Here is a 21,375-nt window from a genome sequence, read left to right on the forward strand (position 1 = left end):
AGGTTGCCGGATGGCCAGGCCCGATCCGCGTTCCCGCTCCCTGTCAGGGGAGACCACGCTCATTATTTCGGTGCTCGCACTGACCACATTTGTGATGCTGCTGAATGAGACCGCCCTGTCGGTGGCCCTGCCGTCCATCATGACGGAATTCGACGTCACCTCCGCGGTCGCGCAATGGCTGCTGACTGGCGTGCTGTTGACCATGGCCATCATGATGCCGATGACCGGGTGGATCCTGGATCGCTTTACGACGCGTTCGGTGTACTTCTTTGCGGTCGGTGCCTTCCTTATTGGTTCTGTCGTCGCGGCCTTCTCTCCGACGTTCGTGATTCTGCTGGGCGGCCGTGTCCTGCAGGCCGTGGGTACCGCTATCCTCCTGCCGTTGCAGATGACCGTCGTGATGACCGTGGTTCCGCCGAAAGTGCGCGGTACCGTCATGGGCGTTATTGCGATCGTCATGGCAGTCGGCCCGGCCCTGGGACCGACGTTCGCCGGTGCCGTGATGTCCGTATCCACCTGGCACACCACGTTCTGGATCATGGCCGCCCTCGTCGCCGTCGCCGCGGCCTTTGCGGCCTGGAAGCTGCGTAACGTAAGCGAGCTCAAGCGCGCCCCGCTCGACGTCGTGTCCGTGGTGCTTTCCGCCATTGCCTTCGGCGGGCTGGTCTACGGCCTGTCCTCGGTGGGCGTGCTCATCGACGGCGGCGACGGTGCGGGCGTCGTCATCGGTGTGTCCATCGCCGGCGTTATCGGCCTGGCACTGTTTATCTGGCGCCAGCTCGCCCTGGCTCCGAGCGGCCGCGCCCTGCTGGACCTGACCCCGCTGACGGTCAAAAACTTCGTCGTGGCCATCATCGTCATCGTGCTCTTCCAGGCCGCGATGCTGGGCATGGCCAACACTCTGCCGCTCTACCTCCAGGGCGCGCTGCTGACCACCGCGCTGGTCGCCGGCCTGGCCTCCTTGCCGGGCGGCCTGGTGGAGACGGTGCTTTCTCCTATTGCCGGCGCCTTCTACGACCGCGTCGGGCCCCGCCCGCTGGTCGTCCCCGGCACCCTGATCGGCGCGGCCGCGCTGCTGTGGATGGGCACGGTCAGTGAGGAATCCCCGGTCTGGCTGCTGGTGGTGCAGTACACGATCTTTGGCGTCGCCATGGCGCTGTCCCTGACCCCGCTCATCACCACGGCGTTGTCTTCTCTGCCGTCCGAAATCTACTCGCACGGTTCCGCCATCCTCAACACCCTGCTCCAGCTGGCTGGCGCGGCCGGTATCGCTGTGATGATTGCCATCATCGGCCACGTCGCCGGTGCCGGGGGAGGCACCCGTGCCGCCCAGGGCGACGGCGCGGCCACCGCCTTCATGGTCTGTGGCGGCCTGCTAGTAGTCGCTGTTATCGCCGCGCTGTTCCTGCGCAAGCCCGAGGACCACGGTGAGGTCAAGACGGTGGATAGCGCTGAGCCGGCCTAAAAACCGCGGCTAGCAAGACCCAAAAACAATGCTGAGGCCTTAAGAGGCAGATGCAGCAGGCGTTGATGAATACGGAAAAGACCAGCCAATAGGCTGGTCTTTAGTTTGCTTAAACCCACTAGCTCCCGGCCGGAAGCCGGGGCGGACTAGAGCGGACTAGCTCAGGAACTGGCGAACCTGGGCAGGCAGCAGGTCGAGCAGCTGCTGCGGCAGAGCCTTGGAGAAGGCCATGGCGCCGCCCACGACCGCGATGATGCCGACCACGGCTGCGAGGATCCCGCCGACGCTAGAACCGCTCAGGGAAGAAAGGGAGGATGCCGAAGAGGCGGAGGAGGTAGAGGAGCCGGAGGACTGAGACGGCTGCTCGTCGTCCTGGCCCTGGTCGCCCTCGCAATCGGTGGTGCGGGTGTTTTCCGCAGCCCGGAAAGGAATACCTTCGGTCACGCCGTCATCGGCCCAGAGGAAGACGGTGGTTTCCTCCTGCTTGCCGTCGGTGCACTCGCCGGCAAAGGTGTGGGTGGCGAAGCCCTCGTTGGCTACATTGTCCATCTCGGTCGGACGGGCCTGGACCTCGGAGGCTGCCTTCCACTCGCCGTCAGCCTGGGTCAGCTCGATGGACGCGCCTTCGCAGACCTCGTCGCACAGGGCGCGCAGGACGCCGGATTCGGCGTCGTAGTCCAGCGCCATGACGCCTTCGAAGGGGGACTCGTAGCGCTGCTTGAGAACCGGGGCGTCGCCGGACAGGTCGACGAAGAGGACCTCGCCGTTAGCCTCGACACCGACCGCGAACTCGCCGCCGCCCAGAGCAGAAATGGCTTCCAGGCCGGAGTTGGCGCCGATTTCGCCGGTGAACTCGGACAGGTTCCATTCCTGCTCGGCGGCCAGGTCCCCGCCCTCGCTGGTCGGCGCAGCGAAGTGGAGTACGGACGGGCGGGAGACATTGTTGGATGCGTTGTCGCACTCGGTGGCGACGTAGAGGGAGCCGTCCTCGGCAACGGTAATGCCCTCGGTATCCGGCAGGCCGCTGCCGTCCGGGTACTTGAGGTTCCACTGACCGGCGACGGTGTAGCTGCCGCTGTCAACGTCGTAGTCGAGCGCCAGCAGGCCGCCCTCGTCGTTGTTGACAACCCAGGCGCGCCCGTCGGCGTCGAAGTCGATGCCGGAGAAGTCTTCGATAGCAAACTCCTCGCCGAGATCAACGTCCTTGATGGTCTGCGGGTCGAAGGGCCACTCCGTATCCGCAACCGGCTCGGTCTCGCCCTCGGCGATATTGGTGGCATCGCGGGTCGGCTCGCCGGTCACGGCGAATTCGCCAGTCATGTCCGGAACGCGGCCCCAGGTGGTGGCAGCGTGGCCTTCCCAGGTGGTCTCCTCGACGAGCTGGCTTTCGGCGTCAAAGAGGTGAACCGAGTCGTTGCCGCCTAGGCCAAAGCCGTCGTCTTCCAGGTCCGTGTAGAAGCTGAAGTAGCCGCCGGATTCAATCTCGGTGCCTTCCGGGAAGACGATTGGGGTGTGGTCGTCATCGTCATCCAGGATTGACCAGCCGCTGATGTCTACCGAGTTCACCTCGTCGATGTTGGCTAGCTCAACCCAGTCACCGACTGGGTCGCCGTTGGACTCCACCTCGTTGATAACGACAGGGGACTCGGAGTCTCCTGCGCCAGGGCGGTGGGGACGGACAGAGCACTGAAGGTCATCGTGGCGGCGACGGTAGCCGGTAGCCAACGACGGCGGGAAACTGCAGACATGGGCAGGGTTCCTTGCTTATAGGGACAGAGAGAAAAGAGCAGACAACACCTTAAGTGCCAGTGGTAGCCGGGGCCCGACAACGAGGTAAACACTAGGCAAACGCTGAGTTTGTAGCCCCAAAATTGGATACAGGCACGCCTCAGTAACTGCTTGGTTAGCTATCTGGAACTGCTCTGGGGCCTACACGCATTCGCCCGGGGGACGACATCGAAGATTAGGGACTCGCTTTAGACATGCGCGCGATGGTGACCCGGCGACGGCCCCAACGGTCCCGACATTCTGGACGAAAGCGGCGTCGAGCGCCGTGACCTGACCACCTCCGTCGCTGGCAACGGCTCGGTCGACGGCGTGCCGATGACGCTGACGATGAACCTCATCGACATCACCAACGACAACCAGCCGCTGGCCGGCGCCGCAGTCTACGTCTGGCACTGTAACGGTGCGGGGGAGTACTCCATGTATTCCGATGGCGTGACGGATCAAACCTGGCTGCGTGGCGTCCAGGTCACTGACGATGCCGGTACCGTGACCTTCGATTCCATCGTCCCGGGCTGCTATAGCGGGCGCTGGCCGCACATCCACTTCGAGGTATTCACCAGCATTGATGAGATCACTGATGCTTCTAACTCCGTGCTGACCTCGCAGATTGTCGTGCCGGAAGAGGTCGCGCGTGCCCGTTACGACGACGATACCTATGCGGGCTCGCTCGACAACTCCAACAAGATAACCCTGGAAACCGACAACGTATTCTCCGACGGCTGGGACGCGCAGACCCCTGCGGTATCTGGCTCGAGGTCGGCCGGTTATCGGCTGGAGATCGATGTGCCCGTCGATGCCACCGACAAGGCCACCGGTGGCGGGCAAACGCCTGCCGCGGGCGGTGGCCCGGGCCAAGGCGGCCCCGGCGAAGGTGGCGGCACACCCCCGGAGCCACCGAGCAACTAGAATTTTGGGTATAAGTCAACAGAGTGGGAACTTTCTGGAAACGCGACGCGTTGATCCTAGTGACCAGACCCTAGACTCCTAGACATATTCCCAAAAGGAAAGGAAGCGGGATTCCCTTGCGCAGTAACAACCCGGTAATGAACACGCTTGCCACTTCGGAGCAACAATCTTCGAATGGCTACAACGACCCGCAGGCTTACGGCCAGGCTCCTGAGCGCCCGATGACTGTCGATGACGTCGTCACCAAGACGGGTATCACGCTCGGCGTCATTATCGCCTTGGCAGTCGTCAACTTCGGAATCGCCGTGGTTACCGGTGATGCCTCGCTGTCGATGATCCTGACGCTGGTCGGCGGCATCGGCGGTTTCATCACCGTTCTGGTCGCCACCTTCGGCAAGAAGTGGGACTCCGCAATCGTCACCCTTATCTACGCTGCTTTTGAGGGCCTGTTCATCGGCGGGTTCTCCCTGCTGATTTCCGGCTACTTCACCGTGGGCGGCTCCGACGCCGGCGCCCTCATCGGCCAGGCCATCCTGGGCACCGTCGGCGTCTTCCTGGGCATGCTCTTCGTTTACAAGACCGGCGCGGTCAAGGTCACCCCGCGTTTCCGCAAGATTGTCTCCGGCGCCATCATCGGCGTCTTCGTGCTGGTCATCGGTAACCTGCTGCTGGCGCTGTTCACCGGCAACAACCCGCTGCGCGACGGCGGCACCCTGGCGATCATCTTCTCCATCGTCTGCATCGTCCTGGCTGCCCTGTCCTTCATGAACGACTTCGACCTGGCCGACCGCCTCATCCGCGCAAACGCACCGGCGTCGCACGCCTGGGGCGTGGCCCTCGGCCTGGCCGTCACCCTGGTCTGGCTCTACACCGAGATTCTGCGCCTGCTGAGCTACTTCCAGAACCGCTAGCTTGCACCACGCTTTCTGCCTACCGCCTTTCCCCGTTTGGGGAGGGGCGGTTTTGTGTTTCCGGCAACCCCGCGGTTTGGCCGGTTTTACCGGTTCTGCGGCTCAGGTGCGCCCTTCGCGGTCACGGGCTGGCAACAGGTGCGCTGCTCGCGCTTCTCGGTGAGCGCGAAGGGTTCATTGGGCATCGCCGTTATTGCACGCGATTAGTGGCTGAGTGCTGGACATGGCAGGACATGTCAGTCAAGCTGTTGTGATAAACCTACAGGCACTAGACAGGTTGGCTTTGGTAGCCCATGTGTTGAGACCCCATGAGCTGCGAAAGAAGCGCAGAATTCCCCGCAGGCTTATGACATCTATGTAATTCCGGGTACACCCGTTTCTTCAAGCGCCAGTTGGTTTGAACATGGAGTGGCTCACTTTCATGCAGTTTTCAAACCGCAAATGGCCTGCACCTACGCTGTCAACTTTCTGTAAAAGGACTAGCGCGCAGACACCAGCTGAAACCGGCCGCAGAAAAAAGTTTGACGGCTCGGGAAGACAAAATTTCGATGTTCATGCAAACTGGGTACCGAGGCCGCCGCTAAGGGGCACGAGGGAGAGCCGACAAGGAGCTTCCAAGTGCTTCGCCCCGGTAATAAAAGCCAAGCTCGGGGTAGCTTTTGTTGCTGGGGTGGCGGTCTCACACGTTGAGGTGGGGCACGCAGAAAGATCGGGGGGATCACATGGTTAGAAAGGTACTGAGCAGCGTGGCACTAGCCACAGCCTTTCTCGCCGGGGGTTGTTCCGGAGTCGGTTTCTCTGAAACAGGCTCGGAGCTTTCTGCCGAGGATGAGCACAACACCATTGGTGCCGAGGGGGCGGCGTCCGAGCCCGCGGATGTTGCATCCGACGCAGAACCCCACAGCTCAAACTCCGAGTCCACGAAGTCCTTGCTTCCTCCACTAGGGGAGCCGGATGCCATGGACCCGGGGTTTGAGCTCTTTAAACCTTGTCAGGAAATCACCCAGGAAGAATTCACGGAAGCTGGATTTGGGAAGCCCGAGGAAGGTTACTGGGGAGAGCTAGTTTGTAGCTTCGTGGAGGGAGAGGAGCGAGATGTAGTAGTAACACTGGCTTCTCAAGAATTTTCTCCTCAAAACAAAGAGATGAAAGACGAGGAAGTCGATGGTCTCTATCTTGAGACGAGTGAAGAATCGGCGGGGAATTCTTGTATCGCGTATCTAGATACTATCGGAGGGACAATAGTGTTAGTAAGAACTTCATTAGAAAAAGAGACCACGGCTCAAGCTTGCGAAGGAGCTGAAGTAGGAATCAAGGGATTGGCGGGGTTAACTTAATGTTTTACATCGACGTCCGCGAGCTCGAGATGGCTTCTGAGTCCATGCGGAGGCTTCGAGAAAGAGTTAGCCAGTTAAATAGTTTCGGTTTCGACGTCTTAGACTTCGGCTTCTCGCCCATTACTGGCATTGACCGGGCGGGGGATATCCACGGGCGGGCGGTGCATATGGACCCGGCGTCGGCGTTTAGTACTTTGGAAAAGTTTGCGGGCCAGTTGGGCTGGATGGCATCGGTGCTGGGGGATGAGGCCCAGGGTTTCGAACAGCAGGAAGATGCGAATGCTCATGGCCTGGATATTGCGGATGCTGGCGGGGCGGTAGGCAAGTCGGCGATGCCGATTGTGAACCAGCCGGAGCCGGGCTACAGTCCGTTTAGCTTTGTGCCGCCGGTGGTAAATACGGGGTCGTCGCTGTTTGGTCTGGTCCAGGGCTTCTTGTTTACGAATATGGGCCGGATTAGCAACACGATTCACCGCTGGCAGCAGTTCGCGTCGCGGGTCAATGGGATTTCCAACGAGATGGATGCGCTGGCGGGGCAGTTGCAGTCGCGCAACCAGTCGGAGACCACGGATCGGGCCGCGGCCAAGATTCGGGAGGTCGCGGCCACGGGTCGGCAGTTCGCGGCTAATGCGACGGTGATGGCTGGGAAGAACTCGACCATGCTGGCGGGCCTGCAAGCTGACCAGGTGGTGGCGTCGGTTGACTGGGGTACGGTTCTTGCCATCCCGGATCCGGTGGCGCGGAAAGCGGCGGAGCAGGCGATGCTGCTCAAGCACCAGGGGACTTTGCAGAATATTGTGCTGCAGTCCATGCCGATCCAGCGCAGCCTGATGGACCAGGCCCCGGCCAGCGGTGGTGGGGACCTGCACTTGGGGATGGGGGCCGTGGATGGAAACGGGCAGCGCTATTCCACCGAGGGAGTCACACTGCCACAGCAGATGCAGGAGCTTATGAACCGCCCGGGCGTGGGCCCGGGCTCCTTCGAAGTCGCAGACGGCCAGATTAGTGCGGTCGACGGGGTGGGCCTGGACGCCGCGACGCGGCAGGAGATGCGCGATGCCGCCCACCGCGGCAGCCAGTGGCTGGCCGACCACGGGCTGATTCCGGCCGGGGATTCGGCGTTCAGTGGCGGGCAGATGGCAACGCACGCGGCCAACGTGGCGGCGCCGAGTATGCCGGGCGCGGTGGTGCCGGGTGCATCGGCAGCAGGTGGTGTAGCGACACCGGCCGGTGCGCCGGGCACTGTCACCCCGGCCGGGGCGTGGGCCGCACCAGGCGCCGGTCGACCGGGGATTGGGGCAGCGGGCGGTGGCCTGGCCGGAAGCAACCGCGGGGCGGCCTTCTTGCCGGGGAGTGCCTTCGGAGGGATGACCACGGCGGCGCCGGGTGCGGCCGGCGGTTCCGGCCATGGTTCAGCCGGAGCGCGCGGTGGCCTGCGCGGCGGGGTGCCGGGGGCTGCTGGCATCGCTGGTGTCCCGGGAGCGGCCGGCGGTGGCCTGGGCGCTGGTGCCGGGGCTGGTTCGGGTGCCGGCGGTGCCTACGGGCAGAGCCCGGCGCAGCAAGCCAACAAGGCTGCGGCCGGGGCGTCGCAGAATGGCCGGGCAGGAGGCATCGGCCGCGGAATGGCGCCCATGATGGGCATGCACCGCGGGGGACACTCGTCGAAGGAGTCCTCGCGGTCGGTGCGCGCGGTCGTAACCGAGGTCGAAAAGGACCCGAACCGGCTAGCGCTGCTGGGCCAGCGGCCGGCGGTCGTCCCCGGCGTTATTGGTGCCTGGGTGCGCGAAGACTAGGTTCTGTTAGGTCTTTTAGTCCCTTAGCTGGACAACAAAACCGCCCCGCGGGAGTGCGTGTGTACTCCGGCGGGGCGGTGGTGTTTAGGGGGAGATTAGTTCTCGCCGACGACTTCGCCGTCGACGGTGATCTCCGTGAAGGTCAGGCCCTGCGGGGACTCGGCCGGGCGGGAGAGGACGACCTCGACCTCTTCGGTGTTGGCGCCGCCGGCGCGGGTGCCGGTGCCGCGGGCGGAGTCATTGTCCCACTCGGTCCACTCGATGTTGGTGATGGAGTCGGTGGTGTCCTCGCAGTCCAGAGCGATGGAATCCGGCTCAGCGACGGCGATGGACTCGCAGGTCAGGTGGCGCGGGGCGCCGGCCGCGGCCAGGGTCGGCTGAGCCGAGGAGGGCTCAGCGGTGGTGCTGGCGGAAGAACCCGCGCCGGACTCGGCGGCGGAGCTGGACGGCTCAGCGCGGTCGGTGAAGGTCGAGGCGTTGTCGATCTTCTCCTCGGACGGGTTCTCGTGCGGCGGGTGGCAGGCAGCAAGGCCCAGGGCGGAGACTACGGCGAGGCCGGCGGTAGCGAGGCGAGAAAACTTCTTCATGGGGAGTGCTCTTTTCTGAGTTAGGGGGATCGCAGAAATGTGGATTAAGACTGCTGGCGCGGGGTAGCGGCCTTAGCAGAATCATACGGCTTGGCCGACAGGATCGTGACCGAATTGGTCTTGCCGCTCGGAGCGGTGTATTCGCGGGTCTCACCCTCGTGAGCGCCCAGGATGGCAGCGCCCAGCGGGGACTGCTCAGAGTAGGTCTCCAGGTCCTTGTTGTCGGAGGCGGCAGCGCGGGTACCGATGAGGAAGGTTTCCTTGTCGTCCTCGTCGCCGTTGTAGTAGACGTGCACCACGGAACCGATGTGGGCCACGCCCTCCTCGACGCCGGAGCGCTCCGTGGTGGAGTTGGCCAGCACCTCGGAGATCTGCTTGATGCGGGCCTCTTCCTGGTCCTGCATCTCACGGGCGGCGTCGTAGCCGGCGTTCTCCTTGAGGTCGCCCTCTTCGCGGCGCTCGTTGATCTCGGCGGCAACGACGGGGCGGTGATCGATAAGCTCCTGGAGCTCTGCCTCCAGCTTGGCCTTGGTCTCCGGCGTGATGTACTGCTTTTGCTGTTCAGCCATGGTGCACCTTCCCTAAATTCATCTCAGATTGTTCACCGTGCCACTACCTGGCCGGTGGTAAATGGTGGGGTCGGCCGGCGAAAAAGAAACAGGCACGGTCGACCCACGTAGCGCCCCGAATTTTAGCACAGCGGCTAGGCCGCACTTGTGTGCGTCCCCCAAGACTGGGGCCAGCGGGTCCCGCCGCACGGCGGAGTAACGGTAGCGGCGTGGGAGCCGGGATTATTCGGCGTATTCGGGGTTGTCGACGTCGAGGTAGGCCGGGATCTGGCTCGAGCAGCCGTAGACGCCGCCGGCGACGGCGCGGTCATTGGTGGGGATATCGACCGCGATGCGCATGCTGTCCTTACCGTTGGCAGGGATGGGGATTTCGCGCCGGCCGACCTCGGCCTTGGAGTAGTCATAGGCCTGGACGATGCAGTATGCGGCCTCGTCAGGGGAGTTGCGGGTGACATCCGCCCACACGCGCAGGGTGTGATCGTCGCGGATTTCGTGGGTGACGTAGGAGATTTCCGCGTTGACCTTTTCTTGCTGCATGAAATACTGCACGCCGTAGAAGATCATGGCCAGGATGATCGCGCCGATGACGAGGGCGATTGCCTTGCCCGTGAAATCCTTCGGGGCGGTGCGGGTGCGGGTGCCGCCGTAGCGGGCCGACAGGACCGTGCTCGTGGGCCGTGCTGCCGATGCCCCACGCGGGGCGCGCTGGTCTCCTCCGGAACTCATGAGCCACAGTCTAGTCAGAGTGCCCGGCGTTCGGGAATTCGCCGTCATCGCTTAGGATAGATCCGCATAGGCTCAGGCGGTTGAACGTTCGCGCCCCGCACGCGGGCGCCACGCACCGGATCTGAGCCGGACGGTAAATCTACGATTGAGGATGTTTTAGCACGTGACTGGATTGCGTCTGTTAGCTATTCACGCCCACCCGGATGACGAGTCATCGAAGGGCGCGGCCACCACCGCCAAGTACGCCGCCGAAGGCGACGAGGTGCTGGTGTTGACCTGTACCGGTGGCGAGCGCGGCGACATCATCAACCCGGCGATGGACAAGCCGGGCATTAAGGAGCGGATGAAGCAGGTCCGCCGCGAGGAGATGGCCGCTGCCGCCCAGGCGCTGGGCGTTAAGCACCACTGGCTCGGCCACGTCGACTCCGGCCTGCCCGGGGACCCGTGGACCGAGGACATCCAGGCGCTACTGCCGGAGGGCTGCTTCGCCGCGCTGGACGATGCCGTGGTGGCCCAGGAATTCGTCCGCGTCATCCGCTCCTTCCGCCCCCACGTCATCGTCACCTACGACGAGAACGGCGGCTACCCGCACCCGGATCACCTGATGGTGCACCGGGCCTCGATGATCGCGTGGGAAAAGGCCGGGGATCCGGGCTACCACCCGGAGCTCGGCGAGGCCTGGGAGCCGCTGAAGCTGTACTACTCCCACGGGTTTATCTACCAGCGGATGAAGATCTTCCACGAGATGCTGCTCAAGGAGGGCAAGACCAGCCCGTACGCCCCGATGATGGCGCGCTGGGACGAAGGCTTCGGCGATATTATGGCCAGGGTTACCACTCAGGTAGAATGTAGTGAGTACTTTGCCAACCGCGAGGCCGCCCTGCGGGCGCACGCGACGCAGATTGACCCGGCCGGCGCTTTCCTCGCGACCCCGGTTGCGGTGCAGCAGAAATACTGGCCGACCGAGGAATTCGAGCTGGCGCGCACGCGGGTGTCCACGTCGCTGCCGGAAAACGACTTGTTCGCCGGGATTTCTGCGGACAGCGAACGCTAACCGCGCAGCACACGCTTCTTGCCCCGCGTAGTGAGCAGTATTATTGAACCTATCGGGCATTTCTAACCAGGAGGACGAAGCCCCTATGAGTATCAGCGATCACGTGATTTACGCCGCCAGCGACCCCAGCTTCATGCTGCTGGCCCAGGGCGGCTCCGACGGCCCGGTCGGGCCGGAGTTCGGTAAGGCCTCGCCCATCGGCCTGCTGATCCTCGCCATCATGGGCGTCTTCGTCATCATGGCGGGGTGGTTCTTCCACCGCCGCTACTCCCGTTTCCGCCGCCGCACCCTCTTTGCCGAGGCGCACGGCATCGATCCCTTCGACAAGGAGACGCTGGACGCGGCCATGGCAGAGGCCGGGGTCCTCGACCGTCGCAAGTCCTCGAAATTCTAGACATTCAACCGCATTTGGCTCGAGAGAGGCAATAGCCAGCTACACTAAGGGCGTGAATTTCGTGCCAGCTTTGCTCTACCCGCTCTACGAAGCCCGGCTCCTGCGGGGGCTCAAGGGCAAACCCCAGCCTAAGCACGTCGCGATCATGGCGGACGGCAACCGCCGGTGGGCACGGGAAGCTGGTTTTACCGACATCAGCCACGGGCACCGGCAGGGGGCCAAGAAGATCGGCGAGATGATCTCTTGGTGCGCCGATACCGAGGTGGAAGTTGTCACTATTTATCTGCTTTCGACGGAAAACCTCAAGCGCCAGGAGGCGGAGGTCAAGCTCCTCTTCGACATCATCTCGGATGTGGTAGAGACCCTCTCGACGGGCGATCTGGGCTGCCAGGTCCGCTTGGTCGGGCACTTAGACCTACTGCCGGACCCCGTCGTCGATCGCATGCGTCAGGCCGCCGAAAAGACGCAGGATAACTCCGGGGTCATCGTCAACGTGGCCGTCGGCTACGGCGGCCGGCAGGAGATCGTCGACGCCGTCCAAGACTTGGTGCGCGCGGAGGCGGCCGAGGGCACGACCGCGGAGGAGATGGCTGAGCGCGTGACCGCCGAGTCCATCTCGCACCACCTCTACACCAAGGGGCTGCCGGACCCGGACCTGGTCATCCGCACTTCGGGCGAGCAGCGCCTGTCCGGCTTCCTGCTCTGGCAGGCGGCCTATTCCGAAATCTGGTTCACGGACACGTACTGGCCGGCCTTCCGCAAGCTCGACTTCCTGCGCGCGCTGCGTGACTATTCGCAGCGCTCCCGCCGCTTCGGCAAGTAGGACGGGGAGTTCAGCGCGGAGTTTTGTTTAAAGCTTGCGCATGCGCACTTGCTCGACCAGGTGGTTCGGGCCCTTGGTGAGCACCAGGGAGGCCCGCACGCGGGTCGGCAGGATGTTTTCTACCAGGTTGGGCAGGTTAATCGACTGCCAGATCTCGCGGGCCTGGGCCGCGGCCTCGGGGTCTTCCAGCCCGGCGTAGTGGGCGAAGTGAGCGCCCGGCTTGCGGAAGGCCGTGTGGCGCAGCCGCAGGAAGCGATCGATGTACCACTGTTCGATGACGCTGGTGCGGGCGTCGACGTAGACCGAGAAATCGATCAGGTCGGAGACCATTAGCGTCGGGCCGGTCTGCAGCACGTTGAGGCCTTCCAGGATGAGGATGTCGGGCTGCTCGATGACCTGCTGCTCGTCCGGCAGGATGTCGTAGACCACGTGGGAGTAGACGGGGGCCTTGACCTGCGCGGCGCCGGACTTGACCTCGGTGACAAAGCGCAGCAGCGCGCGCCGGTTATAGGACTCGGGGAAGCCCTTGCGTTGCATCAGGCCGCGTTCCTTGAGCACCTTGGTGGGGTAGAGGAAGCCGTCGGTGGTCACCAGGCTGACCTTCGGGTGGTGCTCCCAGCGCTGCAACAGCACCTGGAGCAGGCGCGCGGTGGTGGACTTGCCGACGGCCACGGAGCCAGCCACGCCGATGACGAACGGGACGTTGGCGGGCGGATTGCCCAGGAATTGTTCGGTGGCGGCCGTGAGCTTCTGCCGGGCCTCGACCTGCATGTGGATGAGACGCGACAGCGGCAGGTAGACGTCTGCGACCTCGTTAAGGTCGATGTTCTCCCCGAGGCCGGATAGCTTGGCTACCTCTTCTTCGGTCAGCACCTGGGGCATAGATTTGCGCAGCTCGCGCCAGGAATCTCGGTCGAAGTTCAGGTAGGGGCTGGGGTCATGCGTGCGCGCCATAGCCCCTATTGTTCCAAAGCTCCCTCCAAGCGGGTGTAAACGGGTAGCGGGAAACGCCGAACTAAACGGGAAAGTACTCACTTTCGTTAAGATAAGTGGCACGCCTAATACAACCCCGGGGCGTTCGGCTTTTGAGCGGGCCGGGGAGTGGCGGGTGAGTTTAGCCCCACAAGGAAGGTACGGAAGAATTTCTATGACTGCTTCGAATAACGCGGACGTTCGCTACCAGGAGCTGCGTGAGCTGGATCCGGACACGCACGCGGCGATCACCGGTGAGCTCGCCCGACAGCGAGACACCCTGGAGATGATTGCCTCCGAGAACTTCGTCCCGCGCGCGGTCCTGCAGGCCCAGGGCTCGGTGCTGACCAACAAGTACGCGGAGGGCTACCCGGGTCGCCGCTACTACGGCGGCTGTGAGCACGTCGACGTGGTCGAGGACCTGGCGCGCGACCGGGCGAAGGAAATCTTCGGCGCGGAGTTCGCCAACGTGCAGCCGCACTCCGGCGCCCAGGCCAACGCCGCGGTCCTGGCCGCGCTGGCCGAGCCGGGCGACAAGATCCTCGGCCTGTCCCTGGCCCACGGCGGCCACCTGACCCACGGCATGAAGCTGAACTTCTCCGGCAAGCTCTACGACGTCGCCGCCTACGAGGTGGACCCGGAGACCATGCGCATCGACATGGACAAGCTGCGCGAGCAGGCCCTGGAGGTCAAGCCGAAGGTCATCATCGCCGGCTGGTCCGCCTACCCGCGCACCCAGGACTTCCAGCGCTTCCGCGAGATCGCCGACGAGGTCGGCGCTTACCTGTGGGTCGATATGGCCCACTTCGCGGGCCTGGTCGCGGCCGGCCTGCACCCGTCGCCGGTGCCGTATGCAGACGTGGTCACCACCACCGTCCACAAGACCCTGGGCGGCCCGCGCTCCGGCATAATCCTGGCCAAGCAGGAGCTCGCCAAGAAGCTGAACTCGAACGTCTTCCCGGGCCAGCAGGGCGGCCCGCTGATGCACGTCATCGCGGCCAAGGCCATCGCCATGAAGATCGCCGGCACCCCGGAGTTCAAGGAGCGCCAGGAGCGCACCCTGGAGGGCGCGAAGATTATCGCCGAGCGCCTGACCCAGGACGACGCCAAGGGCGCGGGCATCGACGTGCTCACCGGCGGCACCGATGTGCACCTGGTGCTGGTCGACCTGCGCAACTCGGAGGTCGATGGTCAGCAGGCGGAGGACCTGCTGCACGAGGTCGGCATTACCGTCAACCGCAACGCCGTGCCGAACGATCCGCGCCCGCCGATGGTGACTTCGGGCCTGCGCATCGGTACGCCGGCGCTGGCCACCCGTGGCCTGGACGCGGAGGCCTTCACTGAGGTCGCCGACATCATCGCCACCACTCTGGTGGAAGGCGATAAGGCGGACAAGCAGGCGCTGCGCGCCCGCGTGGAGGAGATTACCAAGCAGTTCCCGCTGTACGAGGGACTCGAGGACTGGAAGCTGCTCTAAGGATTGGGGCCTGCAGCTAGGCTCAGCGAGGGCCTAGCTGCAGCTTTTATTCGGACGCCTCGTTGGCGCCCGAGTGGTTGTCCCGTTCCTGGGCGTGCTGCGTGCGCGCGGCGCGCAACCACTCGGGCTGGTTTTCCAGCAGCTCCTTGATCTGGGCTGTGGTCAGCGGGGCGTCCATGTCGTTCTTTTTCAGCGAGGTCACCGAAATACCTAGCTTCTGGGCGACCACGGGGCGCGGGTGCGGGCCCTCGCGTCGCAGGATGGCCAGCCACTCTGGGGGATTGTGCTGGAGCTCGCGGAGCTCGGCGTGGGTGACCGCGCCGGTTTGGAAGGACTCCGGGGCGGCCGGCAGGTAGATGCCAAGCTTCTTCGCCGCGGTCTGCGGGCGCATGGCGGTGCCGGAGGGCTGCTGCGGGGAATCTTTTTGGTAATCAGTCACAAAGATAACGGTAGCACTTTCGCTAGGATAAGGACCATGTTGCGCCTAGCATTTGCCACCGGCACGGAGCCGGGAAAGTGGTTTCGTCGGTTCCGGGAAAACACCGCTCACGGGGGACTGGAAACACTGGACGCGGACGACGCGCTTGCCGCCCTGTTGGAAGGGGGAGCGGATCTGGCGCTGGCGCGGGTGCCGGCCCGTGGGGATGAGCGCATCGACAGCTCCTTCCACGTGGTGCGCCTGTACGCCGAAGCCCCCGGCGTGGCCGTTCCCAAGGACTCGGTCTACGCCGAGGTCGGCGAGGACGTCCGCGCAGAAGACGTCGCGGACGAGTACCTCAACTATCGCATCCCGGATTCCGGGCTCGTGGACGTCGAGGCCGTGCGCGCCGGGCTGCAGGTGGTCGGCGCCAACGTGGGCATCGTTATTGCTCCGCGGCCGCTGCTGAAAGTGCTGTCCAAAAAGCAGGTGGTGCCGCTGGGGCTGGTGGACGCCGAGGTGCCGCGCACGGAGATCTGCCTGGTGTGGAAGAAGGACCGCGACGCCGACGACATCCAGGACTTCGTGGGCGTGGCGAAGGGCCGGACGAAGAACTCCTCCCGGCAGGAGAAGCCGAAGCTCAGTGCCCGGGAGAAGACCAAAGCCAAGCAAGCGCGGCGCGCGGCCGCGCGTTCGTTACCAAAAAGTAAGAAATCCTCTGACCGGCATAAACGGCGCAAATAGTTAGATGAAATCCCATAATTTCTGACTAAAGTTTGGGATATTTGTTGAAAAACTCTGGATGCGTTCTTACGGTGGAAGTTGCTGTTAAAGCGTATTTATCAACGAAAGTGAGGATCAACCATGAACAAGATTTCTCGTCGTGTAGTTGCCGGCCTGGCCGCTGCCACCCTGTCCTTCGGCGTAGTTGCGTGCTCCGACGCGGAGAACGCCGCCAACGACGCTAAGGACACCGCCGGCTCCGCCGCCAACGAGGCAACCGACGCCGCTGGCTCCGCCGCTAACGAGGCCACCGGCTCCAACGATGACGACGCCGACGACAAGGCTGACGATAAGGGCGACGACGCCGACGACAAGGGTTCCAACGGCGACAAGAAGGCCGTGACCACCGCCGCCGGCGAGAAGGAAGTTCCGGCTGATTTCGCTTCCGCCATCGAGGACAAGACCTCCGAGTGGGGCGAGCCGAAGGACATCACCGAGGGCGAGAACGGCTCCGTTGCTACCTTCGACGACGACAAGCTGCTGGCTTACTCCGAGGAGACCGGCGCCCAGCCGGTCATCGGCAAGATCGCTGAGACCTGGACCGCCGAGGGCGGCGTCGACAGCAAGGTCGGCCTGCCGACCGCTCCGGAGCAGCGCGACGACGATGACGACGACGGCTTCGAGGGCTGGAAGCAGAGCTTCACCAACGGCTCCATCGAGTGGGACTACGACGATGACCACGGCCAGTACGAGGCCGACATCGACGTCAACGACTAATCTTTCGCAGCGCCTCATTAAGGCGCGCTGATTCACACCCGCGGGAAGCGGCGGCAGTATTTGGCCGCGGCCCCGCGGGTTTCGTGATGGTTAGGGAAGGGGTGGCCGGGATGTTGCGGCTAGTTTGACTAATGTTCATCTTTCACCCATGTAATTTCAACCTAGCCGGCCTACATTGGGTGGTGTCCGCACGGGCCGGGCACCACTGGTTCGTGATTGACCGCCAATTTTTAAGGGAGCACCTTAAAGCCATGACCTATCCGACCACGACCTCCACCCTTCCGCTTACCAACGCCCACCTCGACGGTTCCGTCAAGACCAAGACTTATGTTCTGGATACTTCCGTGCTGTTGTCCGACCCCTGGGCGCTGAAGAAATTCGCCGAGCACGACATCGTGCTGCCGGTAGTTGTTATCTCGGAGCTGGAAGGAAAACGTCATCACCCAGAGCTTGGCTGGTTCGCCCGCCAAGCTCTTCGTCATTTGGAGCAGCTGCGCGTCACCTACGACCACCTGGACCAGCCGGTACCCGCCAACGAAGAGGGCGGCACCCTGCGGGTGGAGCTGAACCACCAGGACCAGTCCCTGCTGCCGGCCGCCTTCCGCGGCCCGGAGGGGGACCACCGGATTCTGGCCTGCGCGCTGAACCTGGCGCACGAGGGCAAGGAGACCGTGCTGGTGACTAAGGACGTGCCGCTGCGCGTCAAGGCTGGCGCCGTGGGCCTGCCGGCGGACGAGTACCACGCGCAGGACGTCGTGCTGACCGGCTACACCGGGATGGCGGACGCCGCCTTGCCGGGCGAGGTGATTGACGAACTCTATCGCGATGGGGAAGTCGTGATTGATGACGTCCGCACCCGCGAGGGCACGCCCGTGGCCGAGCTGCCGGTGCACTGCGGCGTGAAGCTGTGGGCCGGCCAGCAGTCGGCGCTGGGGCGCGTGGCCGCGGACGGTTCCGTCCAGGTCGTGCGCGGCGACGTCAACGCCTTCGGCCTGCAGGGCCGCTCGGCCGAGCAGCGCATCGCCCTGGACCTGCTGCTGGATAATTCCGTCGGCATCGTCTCCGTCGGCGGCCGGGCCGGTACCGGCAAGTCGGCGCTGGCGCTGTGCGCCGGGCTGGAGGCCGTGCTGGAGCGCGGCGAGCACCGTCGGATCGTGGTCTTCCGCCCGATGTACGCGGTCGGCGGCCAGTCCCTGGGCTACCTGCCGGGCTCCGAGTCGGAGAAGATGAACCCGTGGGCACAGGCCGTCTACGACACTCTGGACGGGCTGGTCTCCGAAAACGTCATGGATGAGGTGCTCGACCGCGAGCTCATCGAGGTCCTCCCGCTGACCCACATCCGCGGCCGCTCCCTGCACGACTCCTTCGTCATCGTGGACGAGGCACAGTCGCTCGAGCGCAACGTCCTGCTCACCGTGCTCTCCCGCCTCGGGCGGGGGTCCCGCGTCGTGCTGACCCACGACGTCGCCCAGCGCGATAACCTGCGCGTCGGCCGCCACGACGGCGTGCAGGCCGTCATCGAAAAGCTCAAGGGTCACGAGCTATTCGCGCACGTGACCCTGCAGCGCTCCGAGCGTTCCGCCATCGCGGAACTGGTCACGGACCTGCTCGAAGGCGATCACTAAAAGCACTGGTGAGCACGCTCGAAACGCGGTTTTGGGAAACCGACTAGCGCGCAAAAACAACTGCAAGGAATAATGGACAGCATGTCTAAAAAGTCGTTCAACATTCGTCCGTTCCGGACAAACGATTACCCGCAGATGATGCATATTTACGAGGAGGGCCTGAACACCGGCCACGCCACGTATGAAACGACGGCATTGTCGCTCGAGCAATTCACCAACGCCAAGATCCTGTCCACCGTCTTCGTCGCCGTCGAGGAAGACGATGACAACAAGGTCGTCGGCTGGGTTTCGGCCGCCCCGATTTCCTCCCGTTCCGTCTTCCACGGCGTGGTGGAAGACTCCATCTACGTCGACCCCTCGGCCCAGGGCCGGGGCGTGGCCGGCGCGCTGCTGGACAAGCTCATCGAGGTCTGCCAGGAGCTGCACAAGTGGGCCATCCACGCGTGGATCTTCCCGGAAAACACCGGCTCGGCCAAGCTGCACGAGTCCCGCGGCTTCGCCAAGGTGGGTACCTATTCCCACCTGGCGAAGATGACCTACGGCGAGCTCGCCGGCCAGTGGCGCGACACCGTCGTCTACGAAAAGCTGCTGCCGAAGCCGGATGCGCCCGGCACCGCGCCCGCTGAGGACTAGCTCCGCTCAACCGCTACTGCACGCAACGCGTTCCTACCTTGGGTAGGGGCGCGTTTTGTCTTTGGGGCACCGACCCCTCAGGCAGGCGAGAAAAGAAGATGGCCACCCGCGCCGCGGCTGGTTCGCAGTGCGGCAATGGGTGGCCATCGTTGGCATGGGAGTAGGTAAGGGGTTTAGGAGATGGTCTCCTTGAGGTGCTCCTCGCGCAGCGGTAGCAGGAGCAGTAGGGCGATGATGGCCATCGGGACCATCAGCAGGATGACGGGGGTGAGGCCGTCGTTGTAGGAATTCAGGATGGCGTCCTGGACCGGGCCGGGCAGGTTGGCGACCATGTTCGGGGTCAGGGAGTTGGCGCCGCCGCCATTCTCGCTGAACTTCTGGGCCAGGGCCGCGCCCTGCTCGCCCATCTGGGCGAAGGCCTTGGGCAGGCGGGTGGCCATCTCATCCTGCATGTTGTGGATGAACATGGAACCGACCAGGGAAGCGCCCAGTGCGGAGCCGATCTGGCGGAAGAAGTTGTTGGCCGCGGTCGCGGTGCCGACCTGGGCCAGCGGGAAGGAGTTCTGGACGATCAGGACCAGCACCTGCATGACCAGGCCGAGGCCGACGCCGAAGACCAGGAAGCGCACGCCCAGCTGGGTCAGGGAGGTATCCACGGTCAGCTGGGAGAGCCAGTAGAGGGCGCCGGCGGTAATCGCCAGGCCGACAATCGGGTAGATCTTGTAGCGGCCGGTCCGGGCGATGATGAAGCCCACGCCGGTGGAGGTGCCGATCAGGCCGACCATCATCGGAATCATCATCAGGCCCGCCTCGGTCGGGGTGAGGGTGTGGACCATCTGCAGGTAGGTGGGCATATAACCCAGCACACCGAACATCGCCAGGCCCAGGACCATGCCGGAGGCGGTGGTCAGCACCATGTTGCGGTTCTTAAACAGGTGCATCGGGATGAGCGGCTCGGCCGCGCGCAGCTCGATCAGCACGACCAGGATGGCGCCGATGACGGTGATGGCGGCCAGGGTCAGGATGACCGGATCGGACCACTCGTATTCGGTGCCGCCCCAGGTGGTCATGAGGATCAGGCTGGTGGTGGTGATGGCGATGAAGGTCGCACCCAGGGTGTCGAACTTCTGCAGGTTCTTCTCACCGACGCGCAGGTGGAGCACGGCGATGCTCACGCCCATGGCCAGAATGCCCAGCGGGATGTTCATCCACATGCCCCAGCGCCAGCCGGGGCCGTCGGTGAACCAACCGCCCAGGACCGGGCCGAGCACGGAGGACAGGCCGAAGACGCCGCCCATGATGCCCATGAACTTGCCGCGCTCACGGGCGGAGGTCACCTCGGCCACGATGGCCTGGGAGGAAATCATCATGAAGCCAGCGCCGAAGCCCTGGACGGCACGGCCGATGATAAGCAGCGTCATCGAGTTGGCGAAGCCGCCGATGGTGGAGCCGATGACGAAGGTGAAGGTACCAGCGATATAGATCCACTTGCGGCCCATCTGGTCGCCGAGCTTGCCGGAAATCGGCATAGCGATGGTCATGGTGACCAGGAAGGCGGAAATAACCCAGCTCATGTGGTCGACGCCGCCGAGCTCGCCCACGATGGTGGGCAGGGCCGCGGAGAAGATCATCTGGCCGAGCGAAGACATCAACATTGTCAGCACGAGCGCGCTGAAGATGAGCCCGAGGTTGTCGGCGCTCTTTTTACCCGCGTGGGGGTTTGCAACTACCATGCCAGGCCTTTCGCGTACGAAGTAATAATTTGAGCAGAACGACGGAGATTCTCCGTCAAAGATTTATCGGTGGAGTAGAAGTCCCCGGTGGCCACCAGCCACAGCGACTCCCGAAGCAGGGAGGCGATGAGCGCGGCCTCGCACCGCGGGGACATTCTCGGGTTTTGTTGGTCGTCCGGGGTCTTTTCCAAGCGCTTCTCGATCAGCTCGCGCAGCTCCTGGGCCTTGGCCCGCTTGCGGGCGAAGGACTCGGCGGCTACCTCGCTGTCTTGGGCAATTCTTTGCCGACGCGCGTGGATTTCCGGGCTGTCGTAGTGATCGTCTACGTGCTTAGCGATGAGGGTGAGGCTGAGCTCCAGAACGTTGTCGGTGGGGGTGGTCAAAAACCACTCGGTCAGCTCCGGGGAGAATTCCCGGGACGGGCTGCCCATGACCGCCGAGGCCTTGGAGTCGAAGTAGTTGAAGAAGGTGCGCCGGGAAATGCCGGCGTCCTCGCAGATCTCTTCTACCGTTACCGCCGCGAAGCCGTGTTCGTCCACGAGCTTGGTGGCGGAGTCTTCGATCCGGCGCCGCGTCTTGCGGCGCTTCTGTTCACGCAGTCCTACACAGTCATCGTCTTGCACGGAGTGCAACTTTACACGCGGTGCAAGTTTGCACCAAGTGC

General features: G+C 63.9%; 21 protein-coding genes. 13 read left to right on the forward strand and 8 right to left on the reverse strand.

Annotated elements, in window-relative coordinates; all coding sequences use genetic code 11:
- Nucleotides 1-10: 10 nt before the first annotated feature.
- Nucleotides 11-1,465, forward strand: coding sequence for a DHA2 family efflux MFS transporter permease subunit (locus VVR85_RS03335; RefSeq protein ID WP_368519545.1), 1,455 nt, complete (start codon nucleotides 11-13; stop codon nucleotides 1,463-1,465).
- Nucleotides 1,466-1,621: 156 nt separating this feature from the next.
- Here VVR85_RS03335 and VVR85_RS03340 read toward each other — a convergent pair whose 3' ends face one another.
- On the reverse strand, nucleotides 1,622-3,190 hold the full coding sequence (locus VVR85_RS03340) for an esterase-like activity of phytase family protein (protein ID WP_368519546.1): 1,569 nt from the start codon (nucleotides 3,188-3,190) through the stop codon (nucleotides 1,622-1,624).
- Nucleotides 3,191-3,523: 333 nt separating this feature from the next.
- On the opposite strand from VVR85_RS03340, the gene VVR85_RS03345 reads away from it, so the two are divergent.
- From VVR85_RS03345 to VVR85_RS03360, 4 genes are all read left to right on the forward strand, one after another.
- Entirely contained in the window at nucleotides 3,524-4,159 is a 636-nt protein-coding gene (locus VVR85_RS03345) for a hypothetical protein (protein ID WP_368519789.1), read from the forward strand.
- Nucleotides 4,160-4,275: 116 nt separating this feature from the next.
- Nucleotides 4,276-5,070: a Bax inhibitor-1/YccA family protein gene (locus VVR85_RS03350; protein ID WP_368519547.1), complete on the forward strand. Its 795-nt coding sequence runs from the start codon at nucleotides 4,276-4,278 to the stop codon at nucleotides 5,068-5,070.
- Between the two features lie 746 nt (nucleotides 5,071-5,816).
- Nucleotides 5,817-6,407, forward strand: a complete 591-nt coding sequence (locus VVR85_RS03355; protein ID WP_368519548.1) for a DUF3558 family protein — start codon at nucleotides 5,817-5,819, stop codon at nucleotides 6,405-6,407.
- Entirely contained in the window at nucleotides 6,407-8,200 is a 1,794-nt protein-coding gene (locus VVR85_RS03360; protein WP_368519549.1) for a hypothetical protein, read from the forward strand. The genes VVR85_RS03355 and VVR85_RS03360 overlap by 1 nt, the downstream gene beginning before the upstream one ends.
- A 95-nt stretch (nucleotides 8,201-8,295) precedes the next feature.
- Here VVR85_RS03360 and VVR85_RS03365 read toward each other — a convergent pair whose 3' ends face one another.
- The 3 genes from VVR85_RS03365 to VVR85_RS03375 form a co-directional block, all read right to left on the reverse strand.
- A complete protein-coding gene (locus tag VVR85_RS03365) occupies nucleotides 8,296-8,787 on the reverse strand; it encodes a hypothetical protein (protein WP_368519550.1) in 492 nt (163 codons plus the stop codon).
- A gap of 44 nt (nucleotides 8,788-8,831) precedes the next feature.
- Nucleotides 8,832-9,356 (reverse strand): transcription elongation factor GreA, encoded by a 525-nt coding sequence (gene greA, locus VVR85_RS03370; protein WP_368519551.1) that lies wholly within the window; start codon nucleotides 9,354-9,356, stop codon nucleotides 8,832-8,834.
- 222 nt (nucleotides 9,357-9,578) lie between these two features.
- On the reverse strand, nucleotides 9,579-10,082 hold the full coding sequence (locus tag VVR85_RS03375; protein WP_368519552.1) for a DUF4307 domain-containing protein: 504 nt from the start codon (nucleotides 10,080-10,082) through the stop codon (nucleotides 9,579-9,581).
- Nucleotides 10,083-10,245: 163 nt separating this feature from the next.
- Here VVR85_RS03375 and mca point away from each other — a divergent pair, with 163 nt between their 5' ends.
- The 3 genes from mca (at nucleotide 10,246) to VVR85_RS03390 (ending at nucleotide 12,353) form a co-directional block, all read left to right on the forward strand.
- A complete protein-coding gene (gene mca, locus VVR85_RS03380) occupies nucleotides 10,246-11,136 on the forward strand; it encodes a mycothiol conjugate amidase Mca (protein ID WP_368519553.1) in 891 nt (296 codons plus the stop codon).
- Between the two features lie 85 nt (nucleotides 11,137-11,221).
- Nucleotides 11,222-11,530, forward strand: a complete 309-nt coding sequence (locus VVR85_RS03385; RefSeq protein WP_368519554.1) for a hypothetical protein — start codon at nucleotides 11,222-11,224, stop codon at nucleotides 11,528-11,530.
- Nucleotides 11,531-11,582: 52 nt separating this feature from the next.
- Entirely contained in the window at nucleotides 11,583-12,353 is a 771-nt protein-coding gene (locus VVR85_RS03390) for an isoprenyl transferase (RefSeq protein ID WP_368519555.1), read from the forward strand.
- A gap of 27 nt (nucleotides 12,354-12,380) precedes the next feature.
- On the opposite strand, the gene coaA is transcribed toward VVR85_RS03390, so the two are convergent.
- Complete coding sequence (gene coaA, locus VVR85_RS03395) at nucleotides 12,381-13,307, reverse strand: type I pantothenate kinase (protein WP_368519556.1); 927 nt, start codon at nucleotides 13,305-13,307, stop codon at nucleotides 12,381-12,383.
- 193 nt (nucleotides 13,308-13,500) lie between these two features.
- Here coaA and glyA point away from each other — a divergent pair, with 193 nt between their 5' ends.
- The gene (gene glyA / locus VVR85_RS03400) at nucleotides 13,501-14,802 is read left to right on the forward strand and encodes a serine hydroxymethyltransferase (RefSeq protein ID WP_368519557.1); all 1,302 of its coding nucleotides are present in this window, start codon (nucleotides 13,501-13,503) and stop codon (nucleotides 14,800-14,802) included.
- A gap of 46 nt (nucleotides 14,803-14,848) precedes the next feature.
- On the opposite strand, the gene VVR85_RS03405 is transcribed toward glyA, so the two are convergent.
- Entirely contained in the window at nucleotides 14,849-15,193 is a 345-nt protein-coding gene (locus VVR85_RS03405; protein ID WP_368519790.1) for a DUF5997 family protein, read from the reverse strand.
- 84 nt (nucleotides 15,194-15,277) lie between these two features.
- Here VVR85_RS03405 and VVR85_RS03410 point away from each other — a divergent pair, with 84 nt between their 5' ends.
- From VVR85_RS03410 to VVR85_RS03425, 4 genes are all read left to right on the forward strand, one after another.
- Complete coding sequence (locus VVR85_RS03410; RefSeq protein WP_368519558.1) at nucleotides 15,278-15,964, forward strand: LysR family transcriptional regulator substrate-binding protein; 687 nt, start codon at nucleotides 15,278-15,280, stop codon at nucleotides 15,962-15,964.
- 120 nt (nucleotides 15,965-16,084) lie between these two features.
- Nucleotides 16,085-16,720, forward strand: coding sequence for an LGFP repeat-containing protein (locus tag VVR85_RS03415; RefSeq protein ID WP_368519559.1), 636 nt, complete (start codon nucleotides 16,085-16,087; stop codon nucleotides 16,718-16,720).
- A gap of 251 nt (nucleotides 16,721-16,971) precedes the next feature.
- On the forward strand, nucleotides 16,972-18,345 hold the full coding sequence (locus tag VVR85_RS03420) for a PhoH family protein (protein WP_368519560.1): 1,374 nt from the start codon (nucleotides 16,972-16,974) through the stop codon (nucleotides 18,343-18,345).
- 81 nt (nucleotides 18,346-18,426) lie between these two features.
- Entirely contained in the window at nucleotides 18,427-18,978 is a 552-nt protein-coding gene (locus tag VVR85_RS03425) for an N-acetyltransferase family protein (protein ID WP_368519561.1), read from the forward strand.
- A gap of 173 nt (nucleotides 18,979-19,151) precedes the next feature.
- Here VVR85_RS03425 and VVR85_RS03430 read toward each other — a convergent pair whose 3' ends face one another.
- Both VVR85_RS03430 and VVR85_RS03435 read right to left on the reverse strand, forming a co-directional pair.
- Nucleotides 19,152-20,711, reverse strand: coding sequence for an MDR family MFS transporter (locus VVR85_RS03430; RefSeq protein ID WP_368519562.1), 1,560 nt, complete (start codon nucleotides 20,709-20,711; stop codon nucleotides 19,152-19,154).
- On the reverse strand, nucleotides 20,705-21,334 hold the full coding sequence (locus VVR85_RS03435) for a TetR/AcrR family transcriptional regulator (protein WP_368519563.1): 630 nt from the start codon (nucleotides 21,332-21,334) through the stop codon (nucleotides 20,705-20,707). Before VVR85_RS03435 ends, VVR85_RS03430 begins: the two co-directional genes overlap by 7 nt.
- Nucleotides 21,335-21,375 lie beyond the last annotated feature (41 nt).

The organism is Corynebacterium sp. LK2590, from assembly GCF_040946105.1.
Taxonomy (GTDB): Bacteria; Actinomycetota; Actinomycetes; order Mycobacteriales; family Mycobacteriaceae; genus Corynebacterium.

Excerpts from the sequence above, each read along its gene's own strand:
- VVR85_RS03335 (WP_368519545.1), top strand. The coding sequence starts at position 11 with ATGGCCAGGCCCGATCCGCGTTCCCGCTCCCTGTCAGGGGAGACCACG.
- VVR85_RS03360 (WP_368519549.1), top strand. The coding sequence starts at position 6,407 with ATGTTTTACATCGACGTCCGCGAGCTCGAGATGGCTTCTGAGTCCATG.
- VVR85_RS03365 (WP_368519550.1), bottom strand. The coding sequence starts at position 8,787 with ATGAAGAAGTTTTCTCGCCTCGCTACCGCCGGCCTCGCCGTAGTCTCC.
- greA (WP_368519551.1), bottom strand. The coding sequence starts at position 9,356 with ATGGCTGAACAGCAAAAGCAGTACATCACGCCGGAGACCAAGGCCAAG.
- VVR85_RS03375 (WP_368519552.1), bottom strand. The coding sequence starts at position 10,082 with ATGAGTTCCGGAGGAGACCAGCGCGCCCCGCGTGGGGCATCGGCAGCA.
- VVR85_RS03385 (WP_368519554.1), top strand. The coding sequence starts at position 11,222 with ATGAGTATCAGCGATCACGTGATTTACGCCGCCAGCGACCCCAGCTTC.
- coaA (WP_368519556.1), bottom strand. The coding sequence starts at position 13,307 with ATGGCGCGCACGCATGACCCCAGCCCCTACCTGAACTTCGACCGAGAT.
- glyA (WP_368519557.1), top strand. The coding sequence starts at position 13,501 with ATGACTGCTTCGAATAACGCGGACGTTCGCTACCAGGAGCTGCGTGAG.
- VVR85_RS03405 (WP_368519790.1), bottom strand. The coding sequence starts at position 15,193 with ATGCGCCCGCAGACCGCGGCGAAGAAGCTTGGCATCTACCTGCCGGCC.
- VVR85_RS03410 (WP_368519558.1), top strand. The coding sequence starts at position 15,278 with ATGTTGCGCCTAGCATTTGCCACCGGCACGGAGCCGGGAAAGTGGTTT.
- VVR85_RS03415 (WP_368519559.1), top strand. The coding sequence starts at position 16,085 with ATGAACAAGATTTCTCGTCGTGTAGTTGCCGGCCTGGCCGCTGCCACC.
- VVR85_RS03420 (WP_368519560.1), top strand. The coding sequence starts at position 16,972 with ATGACCTATCCGACCACGACCTCCACCCTTCCGCTTACCAACGCCCAC.
- VVR85_RS03425 (WP_368519561.1), top strand. The coding sequence starts at position 18,427 with ATGTCTAAAAAGTCGTTCAACATTCGTCCGTTCCGGACAAACGATTAC.
- VVR85_RS03430 (WP_368519562.1), bottom strand. The coding sequence starts at position 20,711 with ATGGTAGTTGCAAACCCCCACGCGGGTAAAAAGAGCGCCGACAACCTC.